Source organism: Kerstersia sp., assembly GCF_052103615.1.
In the GTDB taxonomy this organism is placed as follows: Bacteria; Pseudomonadota; Gammaproteobacteria; order Burkholderiales; family Burkholderiaceae_B; genus Kerstersia.
Map to the genome: position 1 here is coordinate 1 of NZ_JBQEKA010000071.1, position 16,270 is coordinate 16,270.

A 16,270-nucleotide genomic window follows, 5' to 3' on the forward strand; every position below is an offset into this window, starting at 1 on the left:
TGGCCCGGCGGTTTTAAAGCCTGGAGACATTCTGCCGGTCTGCCCTGCCAGTCAGGGCGTGGTCGGGGCGCCGGGCGTGCCCCGGCAGGATATGCCCCGCCTGGGCGCACCGGTTTGGCTGGACATCACGCTGGGGCCCAGAACCGATTGGTTTACGCCTGAAACCGTGGCGCTCTTGACTGGTCAGGCCTGGCAGGCGACACCGCAGTCCAACCGCGTCGGCATCCGCCTGGCTGGCGCGCAGCCGCTGCGCCGGTCCAGGCAGGAGGAACTGCCTAGCGAGGGAACGGTGGCTGGCGCCTTGCAGGTGCCGCCCGATGGCCAGCCGGTGCTGTTTCTGGCGGACCGGCCACTGACTGGCGGTTATCCTGTCATTGCTTGCGTGGCACCTCACGATCTGGACCGCGCCGGCCAGATTCCCGTCGGCGCCGAGGTGCGTTTTCGTGTGATTGAGGCATGGTCCCCTCTCACGCCAGCTCCCATTTCTTCTACGTCATCGCCATGAAAAAAATCCTGATTGCCAATCGCGGTGAAATTGCCGTCCGTCTCGTCAGGGCGTGCGCCGACTATGGCGTGGCCGCCGTCGCGGTGTATGCCGACGCGGATGCTGACGCCTTGCATGTGCGCATGGCCGACGAAGCCTACGCCCTGCAGGGAGAACGGCCTGCGGACACCTACCTGAATATCGGCAAGCTGCTGGACATCGCTCGCCGCAGCGGCGCCGATGCCGTGCATCCGGGATATGGTTTTCTATCGGAAAGCGCGGCATTCGCGCAGGCGGTGCTGGATGCCGGCCTGATCTGGATCGGTCCGCCGCCCGCCGCGATTGAACAACTGGGTGACAAGGTGCAGGCACGCAAGCTGGCCATGCAGGTTGGCGCGCCACTGGTGCAGGGCACGGCGAATCCGGTCAGGGATGCGGGCGAGGTGCTGGCCTTTGCGCAGGAGCACGGCTTGCCGTTGGCGATCAAGGCGGCTTATGGCGGCGGCGGGCGCGGTTTGAAGGTGGCCTGGAAGCTTGAAGACATCGAAGCCCTGTATGACTCTGCGGTGCGCGAAGCGGTCACGGCCTTTGGCCGGGGGGAATGCTTTGTCGAGCAATATCTGGACAGGCCCAGGCATGTGGAAGCCCAGGTGCTGGCGGATCAGCAAGGGCATGTGGTGGTGCTGGGCACCCGGGATTGTTCCTTGCAGCGGCGCAATCAGAAATTGGTGGAAGAGGCGCCAGCGCCCTTTCTGAGCCAGGATCAGCGCGACCGTATCCACCGCGCCGCGCATGATATTTGCGCGGCTGCCGGTTACGTGGGGGCGGGCACCGTGGAGTTCCTGCTGAGCGCCGACGGCGCGCTTTCCTTCCTGGAAGTCAACACGCGTTTGCAGGTGGAGCATCCTGTCACCGAGGAAACCGCCGGGGTGGATCTCGTGCTGGAACAATTGCGCATTGCTGATGGCCTGCCTTTGTCCATCCGTGAAACGCCCGCGCCGCGCGGCCATGCCTTTGAATTCCGTATCAATGCCGAAGATGTGGGCCGCGGGTTCTTGCCCAGCCCTGGACCAGTGCGGGTATTCGAAGCGCCGGCCGGGCCAGGGGTCAGAGTGGATAGCGGTGTTATGGCAGGTTCGCAAGTCTCGGGGCAGTTTGATTCCCTGATGGCCAAACTCATTGTCACGGGGGCGACGCGCGCGCAGGCCATCGCCCGCGCGCGCCGCGCGCTGGCGGAATTCCGCATTGAGGGCTTGGCCACCGTGTTGCCTTTCCATCGGGCAGTCATGGCGCATGACGATTTCATCGGCGCTGAACCGTTTCGCATCCATACGCGCTGGATAGAGACGGATTTCAGCAATCATCTGTCGCCCGAGGCCCGTCCCGAACTGGCAGAGGACGTGGCCATGCAGCGGGTGGCCATTGAATGGGATGGGCGGCGCGTGGTGTTGGGGCTGCCGGCGGCCATGCTGCAAACGCTGTCTGCCGCGCCGGGCGCAAGCCTGACGAGGGCGCCAGGCGTCGCGGCGGATGAAGCGTTCCAAGCGTCTCAGGCGTCTCCAGCCGGTGCCGTCGTCGCGCCCATTGCCGGTCAGTTGCAGGGCTGGAAAGCGGAAGAAGGCGCCGAGGTAGCCGAAGGGGATCTGCTGGCGGTGATGGAGGCCATGAAGATGGAGATGAATATTGTCGCGCCGCGCGCGGGCCGTCTGCATCGTTTGGCCGCTGCGGGAAGCCAGATCGAGGCAGGCGCGGCGCTGGCCGAAATCATTTGATCCAGGCCGCGCCGGGCCCTGCGGCCGGCCTGGCGGGGGCAGCCTGGGCTGCCGTTGCTGTTGCGATGAGTAACAGATGACCGTCCCTGGCCGCACGCCAGGGCGGGGCGGGCGGCATTTGGCCGGGAACCCAGGGATATACTCCCGGTCAAACAAGGATTCGTCAGTTTGCTCCCGCCGCTGGCGGCATGCGATGGTTGGCGTGCCGTGATGGCGGGTCATAGGCGGCTGGCATGGGAATAAGTACCATGGCTGAAACTTCCGAAACGTCCAGGGATGTGCAGATCTTCGATCCGCAGGCCCAACCCTGGGCGCCGATTCCGCGGGAAACGCGCTTGCCCGCAGAGTTATTGACGGGGGATGCAATCCAGGCGCGCCTGGATCAATTACGCCCTGTGCCGGGGTCTGTGCTGGGCGGCGATAGCGGCCTGAGCTTGCGGGCACTGCCGGCAGCCATGCGGCAGCCGGTTCAGGCTGCGGTGCTGATGCCCATCGTGATGCGCGGCGATGGCGCAGGCATGCTCCTGACCCAGCGCAGCGCTAACCTGAGCCATCATGCCGGGCAGATCAGCTTCCCCGGCGGGCGGGCCGAACATACGGATAACGGGCCGGTGGCGACGGCGCTACGCGAAAGCCACGAGGAAATCGGTTTGAAGCCGGAGCAGGTTCGGGTATTGGGGGCATTGCCGCAATATCTGACGGTGACGGGCTTTGCTGTGACACCGATTGCGGCCTGGGTGGAAGGCAATCCTGCCTTGACGCCGGCGGAACGCGAAGTTGCCGAGATTTTCGAAGCGCCTCTGGAGTATCTGCTGGATCCTGCCAATTACCGGATCCATTCGGCGCAATTGCCCGATGGCGCCAACCGCAGCTATTACTCGGTTTCCTGGGACAAGTACTTCATCTGGGGCGCGACCGCCGCCATGCTGCGCAATCTCTACCTGGCCTTGCGTCCGGGCACTTGATTCCGCTGGGGCGGCCAGTTCAATGGCTGAGGGCTCAGTAGCGCTGGCCTGCTTCCAGTTCTTCCAGCAAGCGCAAGTACAGGGCATAGCGGCTGGCATCTATCTCCTGCCGTTCCAGGGCGCCCAGCACGCCGCAGCTGGGTTCACGGCGATGCGTGCAGTTGTAGAAGCGGCAAGAGGGGATGTGCGCGGTGAACTCGGGGAAGCCGCGTTCGATATCCCCGGCAGAAAGATGCTGCAGGCCAAAGGCCTGGAACCCCGGCGAATCTATCAAGTCACCGCCAGGCGCGGGCAAATGATACAGGCGTGTGCTGGTGGTGGTATGTCTGCCGGTATCCAGCGCAGTGGAATGTTCACGCGTGGCCGCGCCAGCTTCGGGCGCCAGCGCATTGAGCAGCGTGGATTTCCCCATGCCGCTTTGCCCCAGCAATAGACTGGTGCGCCCGGCCAGTTCCGGCGCCAGCTGGGCGCGGGTGGCGGCGCTATCGTGGGCGCTCAGGCGCAGGATGGGAACGCCCAGGCGCACATAGGGGGCCAGGCGCAGCTCGGCTTGTTCCTGCCCGTCATGCAGGTCTGTCTTGTTCAGCAGAATCAAGGGTTCAATGCCGGCCGTCCAGGCGCCGGCCAGGGCGCGTCCGAGCAAATCATCTGAAAACGTCGGCTGCACGGCCACCACGATCAGGAGGCGGTCAACGTTGGCAGCGAACTGTTTGGTACGCATGGCGTCGGAGCGGTAGAGCAGATTGCGCCGCTCATGCACGGCCGCAATGCTGCCGCCGTCCAGGCCTTCCGGTGCGATGGCGACATAGTCGCCGACTGCGGCGGCGGCGGCCTTTTTGCCGCGCGGATAGCATTGGCGCAGGCTGCCGTCAGCCAGTTCGACTTCATAATGCCTGCCGTGCGCGGCAATGACGCGGCCCTCCAGCGTGGAACTCATGCGGCTTGCTCCAGGCGGTTGAGATGGGCGATGCGCAGCGCGGCGGGAGGGTGGGTATCGTAGAAGGCGGAATGCACGGGGTCGGGTGTCAGGGTAGCGGCGTTATCGTTATAAAGCTTGAGCAGGGCGGCGACCAGAAAGGCGGGCTGGCTTTGCGCTGCCGCGTACGTGTCGGCCTGATATTCATGGCGGCGCGACAGCCAGCTGCGCACCGGTGTCAGGAAAAAGGTGAAAACCGGGCTGACCAGGAAAAACAGCAGCAGGGCCATGACCGGCTGGCTGGCTGGCCCGGCGGGCACGGCATTGAATGCGGCATAGAAGCCTGGCTGGGCGGCCAGCCAGGCCAGCAGGCCCAGCGTGGCCAGTGACAGCGCCAGCGCCAGCATCAGCCGCTGGCGGATATGGCCGTGCTTGAAGTGGCCGAGCTCATGGGCCAGCACGGCTTCGATCTCATCATGGTTCAGTTTGCTCAGCAGGGTATCGAAGAAGACAATGCGGCGCGTTTTACCTATACCGGTGAAGTAGGCGTTGCCATGAGCCGAGCGCCTGGAGCCATCCATGACGAACAGGCCATTGAGGGCAAAGCCGCAGCGTTTGGCCAGCGCATGAATGCGCTGGCTCAGGGCGGGGTCGTCCAGGGGCGAAAAACGGTTGAAGAGCGGCGCGATCCAGGCCGGGAAGACCAGCATGATCAGCAGGCTGAAAGCGGACCAGAGCAGCCAAGCATACAGCCACCAGTAAGCGCCCGAACTCATCAAGGCCAGAAAAGCGGCAGCCAGCGGTGCGCCCAGGACAACGCTCAGCAAGGCGCCTTTGAGACTGTCGGCCACGAACAGGCCTTGGGTCATGCGATTGAAGCCGAAGCGGGCTTCCAGCCTGAAATGCCGCCACCAGCTGAAGCAGAGATCGACCGGCGCCATGACCAGCAGCGTCAGGCCGAGCAGCGCCAGCTGGTGCGGCAAGGGTGCCCAATGCCAATCTGCCAGCCAGGCATCCAGCGCCGTGAGGCCGCCTCCCAAGGTCAGGGCCAGCAGGACCAGGGCATCGGCGCAGGTATTGAGCCAGTTGAAACGCAGGCGGGCCGCCGTGTAGTCGGCAGCGCGCTGGTGGCTGAACAAACCGATATGACCGGCAAAGGCGTCCGGGACGCGTCCCCGATGCGCCTTGACATGACGGGCATGGCGAGCGCCCAGCAGCCGCTTGGCCAGCAGGTTCAGCACCAGGGCGGCAAGGAACAGCCAGGTCAGGGGAGCAGGAAATGCGTCAGGCAGGAGCATGTAGGCTGGGGTATGAGAAAATGTCGTGTTTTAAAGGCAGATTATATGGCTCGGAACGAAAATCGCCTGGTCTGGCTGGACATGGAAATGACCGGTCTGGACCCGGAAAAAGAACGCATCATCGAAGTGGCTGTCGTGGTGACGGAACCGGATCTCACTATTGTGGCAGAAGGCCCGGTGCTTGCCATCCACCAGGACGACGCGCTGCTCAATGCAATGGACAAATGGAATACGGCTACCCATGGGCGCAGCGGCCTGACGGAACGGGTGCGCGCATCCACGACGACGGAAGCCGAGGCAGAGGATATCCTGCTGGCCTTTCTGGCGCAGCACGTCCCGGCAGGAAAATCGCCGCTGTGCGGCAATACCATCAGCCAGGACCGCCGCTTCATGTTCCGCTACATGCCGCGCTTCGAGCAGTTCTTTCATTACCGGAACCTGGATGTCAGCACGCTTAAAGAGCTGGCGCGGCGCTGGAAGCCCGAGGTCTATAAGGGATTCGATAAAAAATCCCGTCATGAGGCCCTGGCGGATATCTATGAATCCATAGATGAACTGAAATACTACCGCGAGCACTTTCTCAAAGTTTGAGAATGACGGCGCGCCCCGCCGGGGAAAACGCCGAACCGCGGAAAAAATGCCGGCCCAGGTAATCCAGCCTGGGCCGGCATTTTTATTGGGCAAAGGGCGGACAGGCGTGGTGTTAGCGGTGTTAGCGGTCTTCCCGCAATGACAGGCGCGACACGCGACGGTACCAGCTATGCAGCAGGGCGGCAGACAGCGTCAGGCCGACAGAGGCCATCAGCCACATGGTGCCCGCGCCTTGCGGGGAGCCTGGAATCAAGGCTTCGCGCACGCCGTCAAACATGCCGCGCCCTGGGCCCAGACCCAGATACCAGCCGCCAGTCAGCCCCACCAGGCCCAAGGCCAGGCCTTGCAGCAGCATGGGAACAAAGGCGACCTTATGGGCACGCAACAGGTAGGAGTTGATGCACTGCATGGCATCCACGATGTGGAACAGCGCAAGCAGCGGCATCAGTGTCAGCACCACGGCGGCGACATGCGGTTCGTCGGTATAGGCGCGGACGATCAGCGGCCGCCCCAGCACCAGAATGCAAACCGTCAGGACCGCGCCGGTCAGGGCGAGCACGATCCCGGCGCTGCTGATGCGGCGGGACAGCATGGGGTCGCGCGCGCCCAGGGCGCGGGCGGACAGCGCTGCCGTAGAAACGCCGATGGCCATGGGCATCATGAAGCACAGCGCGGCCAGATTGGAAATGATCTGCTGCGCGCCGATGACGTATGTGCCTTCGCGCGCGACTAACAAGGCCATGAAGGTGAAAGCCGAGACCTCGATCAGATAGGAGCCGCCCATGGGCAGGCCCAGGCGCAGCAAGGTTTTCTGGTCGCTCCAGCGTATCCGGCCCACCCGCAGGGCGAATTGGCGGAAAAAGGTGTCATGGCGCAGCACCAGGATGCCCGCGGCCAGTGAAATCATAAAGACCAGCGCCGTGGACAGGCCTGCGCCTTGCGCGCCCAGGGCCGGCAGGCCCAGATTGCCGTAAATCAGCAGCCAGTTGAAAAAGGCCTTGAAGCCGATGCCGGCCAGGTTGATTGCCATGACGATTTTCGGGCGCGATACGGCATTGCCTAGCGCGTAAATCGTGCGGAAGACCAGCGCAAAGGGCAGCGCCAGCGCCAGCGCGCGCAGATAGGCGGCGATACTGGCCCGGACTTCCGGGGCAACATCGCCTGACAGGCTCAGCCACATGTCGGGGAACAGCATCAGTGTCGAGCCGATCACGGACAGGCCCAGCGCCAGCCACACGCCCTGGCCCCAGGTGCGGCCCAGCTCATGGTATTGCTTGGCACCGAATTGCTGCGAAAGAATGGGAATCAGGGCATGCAGCACGCCCATCAGGCCAACGAAAACCGTGACATAAATAGAGACCGACAGCCCCATGGCAGCCAGATCCGTGGGCGAAGCGTGGCCAGTCATGGCGGTATCGAGCACGCCAAAGGCAACGCCAGCCCACTGGCTGATCAGGACGGGCCAGGCATTGCGGGCGATATGCTTCAGGTTGTGCCGCAGACTGGAAGGCTCGCTGGCAATCATGGTGCGGGGCGCCGGATCAGGAAGAAGACCTCATGCCGGTCGGCGGTACGGCCGCCGCGCCAGAGAATTTGTCCTTCGCGCGCGAGGGCAGGCAAGCCGGCGCTTTCCAGCCGGCGGTTGGTCGTTTGCAGCAGAATCAAATTGCAGTTGCCTGAAAAATCGAAGTTCAGCTTGGAGAACACCTGGAAGGCCGCGCGCTGGGCCAGCCCCAGGCCGCTGCTGCGCACGCATTCACCCGGCCGCAGATTGGCGCTGATGGCCTGCGCCAATTCCTGCGAGGTCGCGCGGTAGCTGCGGGCGTAATCAATGGCTGGCAGCCAGAGCAGCGCCAGCAGCACCCAGGTGGCGGTCAAGCCGCAAGCGGACAGGATAGTGCCGCGCCAGAGGGCAGTCGGGTGAGTGCGCAGGCGCCAGTTAACCAGGGCGGCCCACAGGCCAGTGGCCAGCAAGGCCAGCAAGGTAGCCAGCAGATTGATATGAGGTTCAAAACCGCTGGTCTGGCGCGCGATATTGCCTGCGATCTTGGTCGGCCAGCCAAAATGCAGCGCCACCCAGCCCAGCCAGACCGATGCCACGGTGAGCGAAAAACACATGATGGCAAACCAGTCCAGCGTGTTGATCACGCCGCGGCGCAGGGTTGGCAGCGCGAAAGCAGCCAGCACGGCGAAAGGCAGGACCAGCATGGCGAATTCGGGTTCGAACGGCTCGCCCATGGCCAGCAGGCACAGGATGGCGCCGCCGGCCAGAGATGCCGGCAAGCGGATATGCGGGGCCGCTGTCCATTGCCGCCAGCGCCACAGCGCCAGCAGCGCCAGCGGCCAGGTGGGCCACAGGAACCAGGACAGATCGCGCAGGCTGCGCAGGATGATGGCGGGCTGGGGAATACCGAATTGGCCCAGGTTCCAGCTTAGCCATTGCTGGGTCCAGTAAGGGCCAGCAGCGCTGGCAGGCAGATACCAGGCCAGGAAAAGCAGGGCGCCCAGCGCCAGCGCTGCCAGCAGCCAATGGCGCGGCAGGCTGACGTGGCGCGGCGCGGGCAGCAGCAAGATGACAATGGCCAGCAAGATGGGAACGGCGCCGGGCAGGCCGCGTGTCAGCAGCGCGCCGGCCAGGGCCACGCCCAGGGTAATGGCGCCGCTGATGGGCTTGTCCAGCATCCGCGCCATGCCGTAATAAGCCAGCGTCAGGCAGGCCAGCATGGGCGGCATGGCGGAGCTTTCATGCACGCGCAGCAGGATGCCGACGGTGGCCAGCACCATGAGCAAGGCCGTATCGGCCAGCATGCGGCCATAGTCGCGCGCGGGCGGCTCGCCGCCAAAGGGCAGGGCCAGCGGCTGAGCCTCGGGGCGGCGGCCCAATAAATAAGTGCCATACCAGGTGGCGCTGGCCATGATGGCGAACCAGATCAGATTGGGCAGCCGGGCTGCGGCGAAATCGCCCATCAGCGGCCCGGCCAGCCAGATGGTAATGGCGCCAGCCCAGGTGGGCAGCGGGCCGCCCTGAGCATAGGCATAGTTGCCGATTTGCGGCAGCAGCCAGCCTAGCGGTCCTTCACGCAATGCCGTCAGCATGGTGGCGACGCCGATGATATCGTCGCTTTTCCAGGGGTCGCGGAAAAACAGGCCAGCCAGAATATAAACGGCGGCCAGGCACAGCAGCGCCAGGCGCGGAAGTTTCCGGGTGGCGGTAGCGGTCAGGCGTGAAGGTGTCGCGGTATGTTGGGCGTGCACGGGGGAGGCAGGATCGGAAAAGGAAACGCCTCCCTGGCGGGAAGCACGGCTTGTCAGTACGAAGTGTATAGCTGAAAAAAAGGCAGCCGTCACGGCTGCCTTTTTCATCTGCGCCTGGGGCGCGGAAGGAACGTGTCGGATTACGACGCGTTGGCAGCCTTCTTGGCGCCGGCGGTGCGGGCGAAACGGGCGCGGAACTTCTCGACGCGGCCGGTTTCGACAACGCGGGTTTGCGCGCCGGTGTAGAAGGGGTGCGATTCGGAGGTCACGTCGCACTTGAACAGCGGGTAGGTCTTGCCGTCCAGTTCGACGGTTTCACGCGTGTGCACGGTGGAACGGGTCACGAACTTGGTGCCAGTGATCAGATCCTGGAAAACCACGTCGCGGTAGTCGGGGTGAATGCCTTCTTTCATGGAAATATCCTGTATGTATGTCGGGTCGCCAGCAGGTTTCGCACGCATTGCCGCCAGCAGAGCCCGGTAGGAAACGCGCAGGACGTTTACAGCGGGAAGGGCATGAAGACAGGAGCCGGCAGAACCGGCTGCGGGAAACCAGCCACGTTCCCAGGCTGGTCGGTAAAAACAACTCGCGATTCTAGCATGATTGCCGCAAGTTGCTTAGGGGTTTTCAGGTTGCGGCCCAGCCGCGCAATTGGTAAACCGCCAGCCCGATGTACTCCTTGATGATGGAGCGGCTGGCTTCAAAAGCGCGCAGATTCGGCATCCAGGGCCAGAGCGCGCCGCTGCCGGCGGGCTGGGTGATCTGCGGCGCAGCCGCGGCAGGAATGACGGTAACCCCTTGTTTATCGAAGGTGGCGACCGAGCGCGGCATATGTAGCGCGGAAGTCACAAGCAGCACTTTTTTCAGATTGTTCTGATGCAGTACGCGAGTGGTCAGATGAGCGTTTTCATAAGTATTGCGGCTCGCGGTTTCCAGCAGCAGCGCTTCACGCGGCACGCCTTGCTGGCGCAACATCTGCGCCATGCCCTCCGCTTCACTGACAGGGCCTTCGGCGGCACCGCCGGAAGGCAGAACATACGGGGCGCGGCCTGCCAGATAGATTTCTGCGGCGCGGGCTGTGCGGCTGGGTTTGTGCGATGCCACTTCCGGCAGGAACCAGTTCGGCCTGCCGTTGGCGGTCTGGCCGCCCAGCACGACGATGACATCCGCCGCGGGCAGTTCAGCGGCTGCCTGGTAAGGGTAGGTGTTTTCCAGCATGCCGCCAGCCCAGATGGAGGTCGCCGGCAGCGACCACGCCAGCGACCACACCAATGCCAGACCGACCAGCAGATTGCGCAGGCGGCGCAGGCGCAGGAAACCGACGATCAGGGCGCAGGCCAGCAGAAACAGACTCAGGTGCAGCGGAATGACCAGGGAAGACAGGAGTTCGACGGGGGAAGTCATCATGGTGAAATCAGGCGGGAGCGGCAAGCAGGCTCGAAATGCGGTTGAGCACCTGGTCCAGGCTGGGCCAGTTGTGTTCATCACCCATATAGTTGGCAAATGGCGACCAGGGGCGGCTGTCTTCCGGGTCGGACACGCCAAATAGCGTCAGTTGCCGCGCAGAAGCCGCGGCGGCAATATGCGAGACGCCAGAATCGTTGCAGACCACTAACGCGGCGCGGGTGGTCAGCGCCGCGAAGGCGCGCAGCGGCAGCGGGGCAAGCAGCACGGCGCTGGGCGCATTCTGTTTGGCAATGTCGGTTTCATCAGCCGGCGGCGCCATGACGACGGTCCAGCCCTTGGCCTGCAGGGCCTGGGTCAGCGCTTCATAGTGCGGCCAGACTTTTACCTTGCCGCGATGCAGGCCAGTGGCCGTCGGGGCAATCATAATGAAAGGCTGATCCTGCAAACCGGCCTGGGCCAGGCAGTCACGCGCCTGTTGATGATCTTCCTGGCCCAGGCGCAGCGGCGACTTGGGCGGTGGCGTGACGGAGCCATGCGGCAAATTCCACAATTGCAGGGCCTGGCGCGTGACTTCATACCAGGACTCCACGGCATGCAGGGCTTGCGGTGGCTTCTGGATCGGCCAGCGCAGCAGGAAGCTGCGGCCGTCATCGCGATAACCCGCGCAGGGCAAACCGGCCAGGCGGAAGCTGAGCGCGCTGGATAAGGAATCCGGCAATAGCAGCCCGACGCTGCGGCCGCCGGCCTGCCGGTGGGCTTTCATGTGGGTATGCAGGATCTGGCGGTTATGCAGGATCTTGCGCCCGAAGGGCAGATAATCTTCAAGCGGCATGTGCGCCAGCAGGTTGGCGCCCCAGGCGCGCCCGCAGGCCACGACAGGGACGCCAGCCTGATTCAATAACTCCAGCGAAGGCAGCGCCATGCAGGTATCCCCCACCCAATTTGGCAGGCGGAGATAGATTCTGGTCGGTTTCGGAAAAGTGCGCATCAGGAAAAACAGGTGGTGACGGTACAATCTTCCAACATTGTATTCAGCCTTGGAAGCGAGTCTGCATTGAAATCGAAAGAAAAACCTGCGCATGCCGGTAAACCCGTATCCGAAGAGCGCATGCTCTGGCGGCGGATTTACGCAAGAGTCGGCCAATACTGGAAAGGCCTGGCGCTGGCGATCGCCCTGATGACAGGTGCGGCGCTGACACAACCGGCGCTGGCGCTTATCATGAAACCGCTGCTTGATGACGGTTTCAGCGGTGGCAACCCTGACTATATCTGGATTTTCCCTTCGCTGGTCATTGCAATGATCGCTGTGCGCGGGGGGCTCAGCTTCTTCAGCGACTATTTGCTGGCCTGGGTGGCCAATAATGTGTTGCTGGGCTTGCGGCGTGATATGTTCGAGCGCCTGCTGGGCTTGCCGGACGAAGCGTTTCGCGCCGGAGAAAACGGCAGGCTGCTCAACCGCTTCACCATAGATGCGGGCAACGTGACCGGTTACGCCACCAGTGTCATGACAGTCCTGATCCGCGAATCGCTGATCGTGCTGTCCATGATTGCGGTGCTGTTCTATATGTCCTGGCAGTTGTCCCTGATCGTCCTGGTCATGATGCCGGTGGCCGTGCAGGTGTCCCGGGTGTTCATCCGCCGTCTGCGCCATATCAATCGTGATACGGTCAATATGAATGCCGAACTGACGCATGTGGTCAGTGAAACCATTGCCGGGCAGCGGGTGGTCAAGCTGTTCGACGGGTATGACCGGGCGCGCGAAGGGTTTGGCTACGTCAACGGGCGTCTGCGCCGCTTTGCCATGCGTTCGGCAACCGCCGATAGCGCCATGACGCCGGTCACGCAGATGTGCGTGGCCGTTGCGGTTGCTGGCGCCATTGCGGTCGCCTTGAACCAGGCCAACCAGGGCACTCTGACAGTCGGCAGTTTTGCCGCTTTCATTACGGCATTGGCGCAGATTTTTGATCCGGTGCGGCGTTTGACCCGCGTCTCTGGCGGCATGCAGAAGATGCTGGCGTCGGCGGAAAGCGTGTTCCAGATGATCGACGAGCCGGTGGAACAGGACAAGGGCAAGAAAGTGCTGGAACATGCCCATGGCCGCGTCGAATTCCGTGGCGTGTCGCACTGTTTCCCGGATACGGACCGTCCGACCCTGGAAGATATTTCCTTTGTTGCGGAGCCGGGCAAGACCATTGCCCTGGTGGGGCGCTCAGGCAGCGGCAAGACCACGCTGGTGAACATGCTGCCGCGCTTTATCGAACCCAGCGGGGGCGAGGTGTTGCTCGATGGCCAGGAAATCCACGAGCTGACCCTGGCCAGCCTGCGCCGCCAGATTTCCCTGGTCAGCCAGGATGTGGTCTTGTTTGACGGCAGCATTGCTGAGAATGTGGCCTATGGCGCGGTGGCATCGGACAGCAGCGACGAAACCGTGCGTGAAGCGCTGCGCTCGGCCAGTCTGCTTGATTTTGTCGAGCGCCTGCCCAATGGCATTCATACTCAGGTGGGTGTGAATGCTGTGCGCCTGTCCGGCGGGCAGCGTCAGCGCCTGGCGATCGCGCGCGCCCTGATCAAGGACGCGCCGATTCTGATCCTGGATGAAGCCACTTCCGCGCTGGATAATGAGGCCGAGCGCCAGGTGCAGGCGTCGCTGGAGCGTTTGATGCGCAACCGCACCACGCTGGTGATTGCGCACCGCTTGTCCACCGTGCAGAACGCCGACACCATTCTGGTGCTCGATGAAGGCCGGATTGTGGAACGTGGCAGCCATGACGAATTAATGCGCGCTTCGAATGGCCTGTATCACGCGCTGTATCAGATGCAGTTCCGCGGCAGCTAAGGCTGCCGGGTTGTCAGGGCGCTGCCAGGGCGGTCAGTGGCCGTTGCTCCAGCGGCCGCCCAGTTGGGCGCAGCTTGCCGGTAAAGCGGCCAGATCGTCGGCATTGCGCTCATAGTAGTAGGCATCGCGTTGCGTGCCGGCCAGTCCATGGCAAACCCCTTGTGCGGGGGTAGTGCATTGTGCCATATAGGTGATTTTTCCGGCCGCGCCGCCCATGGCGGCGGACGTATTGGCCAGTTGTTCGCAAGAAGATTTGAAAGCGGCCTCGCGTTCTGCCGGATCAGCCTGCATGCAATCCCGCGATTTGATGGTTTGGCCCATCAGATTGAATGAGCCCTCTATCATGCAGGCGGTATCCTTGGCCAGTGCCGGGGCGGCAGTCAGCAGGCAGGCGAGGCCGGAGGCGGCCAGTAGCAAGGTCTTCATCGGGGAATTCTGAAAATAGGAATAGGCAGGGGGCGGCAAGCAAGGGCGTGCCGCCAGATGGGATGTCAGAGCAGGATGATGTCGTATTTTTCCTGGGGGTAAACCGGCTCGACCTCCATGGAGATCGGCTTGGTTACAAAGTCGCCCAGCATGGCCATATGCTGGCTTTCTTCTTCCAGCAGCAGGTCGATCACGGACTGCGAGGCGACGATACGGAATTCTTTGGGATCGAACTGGCGGGCCTCACGCAGGATTTCGCGCAGAATCTCATAACAAATCGTTCTGGCCGTGCGCACGGTTCCGCGCGCCTCGCACACCGGGCAGGGTTCGCACAATTGATGCGCCAGTGAATCACGCGTGCGCTTGCGCGTCATTTCCACCAGGCCGAGTTGCGTATAGCCATTGATCGTCATGCGGGTACGGTCGCGCAGCAGGGATTTTTGCAATTCCTGCAACACCATATCGCGGTGCGCCGGGTCATCCATGTCGATGAAGTCGATAATGATGATGCCGCCAAGGTTGCGCAGCCGCAGCTGGCGGGCGATGGCGCGCGCGGCTTCCAGATTGGTTTTGAATACCGTGTCGTCAAAATTCCGCCCGCCGATGAAGCTGCCGGTATTTACATCTACCGTCGTCAGCGCTTCGGTCTGGTCAACAATCAGGTAGCCGCCGGATTTCAAATCCACCCGCCGGGACAGGGCGCGGGCAATTTCCTCATCGACATTGGCGGTATCGAACAGGGGGCGTTCACCGCTGTAGTGCTGAATGCGTTCAGTCAGCGCAGGCGTGTAGATTTGCGCCCATTCCGTCATGGCCGCCTTGGTGCTGCGTGAATCCACCAGAATCTTGCCGGTGTTGGGGGTGACGATATCGCGCAGCACGCGCTCGGCCAAAGTCAGATCCTGGTGCAGCAGCGAGGGCACGCCCTGCTGGCGCGCCGCCAGTTGAATGCCTTGCCAAAGTTTGAGCAAATAGCCGGCATCCGACGCCAGCTCTTCGTCTGTCGCGCCTTCTGCCTGGGTACGTAGAATGAATCCGCCATGTGAATCTTCCGGCAAGAGCGCGGTCAATTGCTGCTTCAGCCGCTTGCGCTCTTCCTGGGATTCGATTTTCTGGGAAATGCCGATATGCGGATCGTGAGGCAGGTGCACCAGCATCCGCCCAGCCAGACTGATTTGCGAAGATAGGCGCGCGCCCTTGGTGCCTAGCGGGTCCTTGATGACCTGCACCATCAGAGTCTGGCCTTCAAACAGGATTTTCTCGATAGGCGTGATGGCCTGGCCCTGTGTGCGTTCCTGGCGGTTTTCGCGTAAATCGGCAATATGCAGGAAAGCGGCGCGTTCCAGTCCGATATCGACAAACGCGCTTTGCATGCCGGGCAGGACGCGATTGACGCGGCCCAGATAAATATTGCCGACATGGCCGCGCTGAATGCTGCGTTCGACGTGCAATTCTTGCACGGCACCTTGTTCGACGATGGCAACACGGGTTTCGAAAGGCGTAACGTTGATAAGAATGTCTTCGATCATGGGCAAGCTCTGAAGTGGCATCAGGCAGAGGGCAACCGACATTTGGCATTCGGCGGGCACGCGGATGGTATTCCTCTATATATAGTGAAGGCCGGTAACGTGATGCTGGGCCGTTGCCTTACCGGCGGCGCCAGCATGGCCGCTGCCGCAAGACATCTCTCTTTCTCTATATAAGTGGTACCGCGTGGCAGACGGAAGCTGTGGCTGTCTGCTAGCCTGGACGCTGGATAGCGCAGAATGCAGCCATTCTATGCTTGATGGCCGTTTCGCGTGCCACAGATCGTTAGCAGGCGAGCCAAATGTCTGTGGGCGCTGTGCCGCAGAGCATGCGGCACGGTGTGGAGTGTGGGCGAATGTTTTTGGGGCTGCTGGGGTGCCGCTTGATATGGCGGCTGATGCGGGGGTTGATACGGCGGCTGATATAGCGGTCAATCTGGTAAACCCCTGACGATGCCGGGCGGGTTTTCTCGGATGGCATGGCGTGCTGGCGGTCAGCATAATGAAGCCGTGAACCTGACCGACAGCCAAGCTTGCCTGTCGGTATCTGTTTCGGCGCTACCGCCGGAACCCTGAATTTCCCCGGTATTTCGGGGAGGGGATAAATTTTCTCCAAAAAGTTTTACACGGCGATGAAAAGCGTGCTATATTTCACTTTCTGTTGAGCAGCACAGCAAACATTTCTCAGCGAAAGGGGCGCAGTAAAGTTCAACGGGGCCGGAAACGGAGTTTGTTTTCGGGTGCAGCGGTTTGATCCCTAAGGGACGGCCAAGCAGCGCTGGGAAACGGATTCG

The 16,270-nt window shown here is 62.5% G+C and carries 13 protein-coding genes and 1 pseudogene; 5 read left to right on the forward strand and 9 right to left on the reverse strand.

What is annotated here, in order from left to right; genetic code table 11:
* The 3 genes and pseudogenes from ACTJGZ_RS12650 to ACTJGZ_RS12660 form a co-directional block, all read left to right on the forward strand.
* Positions 1-505: pseudogene (locus ACTJGZ_RS12650) on the forward strand (allophanate hydrolase); the annotation flags it as partial.
* Positions 502-2,256 carry an acetyl/propionyl/methylcrotonyl-CoA carboxylase subunit alpha gene (locus tag ACTJGZ_RS12655; RefSeq protein ID WP_441663283.1) on the forward strand — a complete coding sequence of 585 codons (1,755 nt, stop codon included), beginning with the start codon at positions 502-504 and terminating at the stop codon, positions 2,254-2,256. The pseudogene ACTJGZ_RS12650 and the gene ACTJGZ_RS12655, both read left to right, overlap by 4 nt.
* A 248-nt stretch (positions 2,257-2,504) precedes the next feature.
* On the forward strand, positions 2,505-3,221 hold the full coding sequence (locus ACTJGZ_RS12660) for a CoA pyrophosphatase (protein WP_441663275.1): 717 nt from the start codon (positions 2,505-2,507) through the stop codon (positions 3,219-3,221).
* Positions 3,222-3,255: 34 nt separating this feature from the next.
* On the opposite strand, the gene rsgA is transcribed toward ACTJGZ_RS12660, so the two are convergent.
* Positions 3,256-4,158 carry a ribosome small subunit-dependent GTPase A gene (gene rsgA, locus ACTJGZ_RS12665; protein ID WP_441663276.1) on the reverse strand — a complete coding sequence of 301 codons (903 nt, stop codon included), beginning with the start codon at positions 4,156-4,158 and terminating at the stop codon, positions 3,256-3,258.
* On the reverse strand, positions 4,155-5,435 hold the full coding sequence (locus ACTJGZ_RS12670; RefSeq protein WP_441663277.1) for a M48 family metallopeptidase: 1,281 nt from the start codon (positions 5,433-5,435) through the stop codon (positions 4,155-4,157). Before ACTJGZ_RS12670 ends, rsgA begins: the two co-directional genes overlap by 4 nt.
* A 45-nt stretch (positions 5,436-5,480) precedes the next feature.
* On the opposite strand from ACTJGZ_RS12670, the gene orn reads away from it, so the two are divergent.
* Positions 5,481-6,026 carry an oligoribonuclease gene (orn, locus tag ACTJGZ_RS12675; protein WP_441663278.1) on the forward strand — a complete coding sequence of 182 codons (546 nt, stop codon included), beginning with the start codon at positions 5,481-5,483 and terminating at the stop codon, positions 6,024-6,026.
* A gap of 121 nt (positions 6,027-6,147) precedes the next feature.
* Here orn and ACTJGZ_RS12680 read toward each other — a convergent pair whose 3' ends face one another.
* From ACTJGZ_RS12680 to ACTJGZ_RS12700, 5 genes are all read right to left on the reverse strand, one after another.
* The gene (locus tag ACTJGZ_RS12680) at positions 6,148-7,551 is read right to left on the reverse strand and encodes an MATE family efflux transporter (RefSeq protein WP_441663279.1); all 1,404 of its coding nucleotides are present in this window, start codon (positions 7,549-7,551) and stop codon (positions 6,148-6,150) included.
* Positions 7,548-9,281: an ArnT family glycosyltransferase gene (locus ACTJGZ_RS12685; protein ID WP_441663280.1), complete on the reverse strand. Its 1,734-nt coding sequence runs from the start codon at positions 9,279-9,281 to the stop codon at positions 7,548-7,550. Before ACTJGZ_RS12685 ends, ACTJGZ_RS12680 begins: the two co-directional genes overlap by 4 nt.
* 140 nt (positions 9,282-9,421) lie before the next feature.
* Positions 9,422-9,694: a type B 50S ribosomal protein L31 gene (locus ACTJGZ_RS12690; RefSeq protein ID WP_441663284.1), complete on the reverse strand. Its 273-nt coding sequence runs from the start codon at positions 9,692-9,694 to the stop codon at positions 9,422-9,424.
* A gap of 214 nt (positions 9,695-9,908) precedes the next feature.
* Positions 9,909-10,685, reverse strand: a complete 777-nt coding sequence (locus ACTJGZ_RS12695; protein WP_441663285.1) for a YdcF family protein — start codon at positions 10,683-10,685, stop codon at positions 9,909-9,911.
* A 10-nt stretch (positions 10,686-10,695) separates the two neighbouring features.
* Complete coding sequence (locus ACTJGZ_RS12700; RefSeq protein ID WP_441663281.1) at positions 10,696-11,610, reverse strand: glycosyltransferase family 9 protein; 915 nt, start codon at positions 11,608-11,610, stop codon at positions 10,696-10,698.
* A 186-nt stretch (positions 11,611-11,796) separates the two neighbouring features.
* Between ACTJGZ_RS12700 and msbA the strand changes: the two genes are divergently transcribed.
* Positions 11,797-13,524, forward strand: coding sequence for a lipid A export permease/ATP-binding protein MsbA (gene msbA, locus ACTJGZ_RS12705; RefSeq protein WP_441663286.1), 1,728 nt, complete (start codon positions 11,797-11,799; stop codon positions 13,522-13,524).
* Between the two features lie 33 nt (positions 13,525-13,557).
* On the opposite strand, the gene ACTJGZ_RS12710 is transcribed toward msbA, so the two are convergent.
* Positions 13,558-13,950, reverse strand: coding sequence for a hypothetical protein (locus ACTJGZ_RS12710; RefSeq protein ID WP_441663282.1), 393 nt, complete (start codon positions 13,948-13,950; stop codon positions 13,558-13,560).
* Positions 13,951-14,015: 65 nt separating this feature from the next.
* Positions 14,016-15,479 carry a ribonuclease G gene (gene rng / locus ACTJGZ_RS12715; RefSeq protein ID WP_441663287.1) on the reverse strand — a complete coding sequence of 488 codons (1,464 nt, stop codon included), beginning with the start codon at positions 15,477-15,479 and terminating at the stop codon, positions 14,016-14,018.
* Between the last annotated feature and the right edge of the window lie 791 nt (positions 15,480-16,270).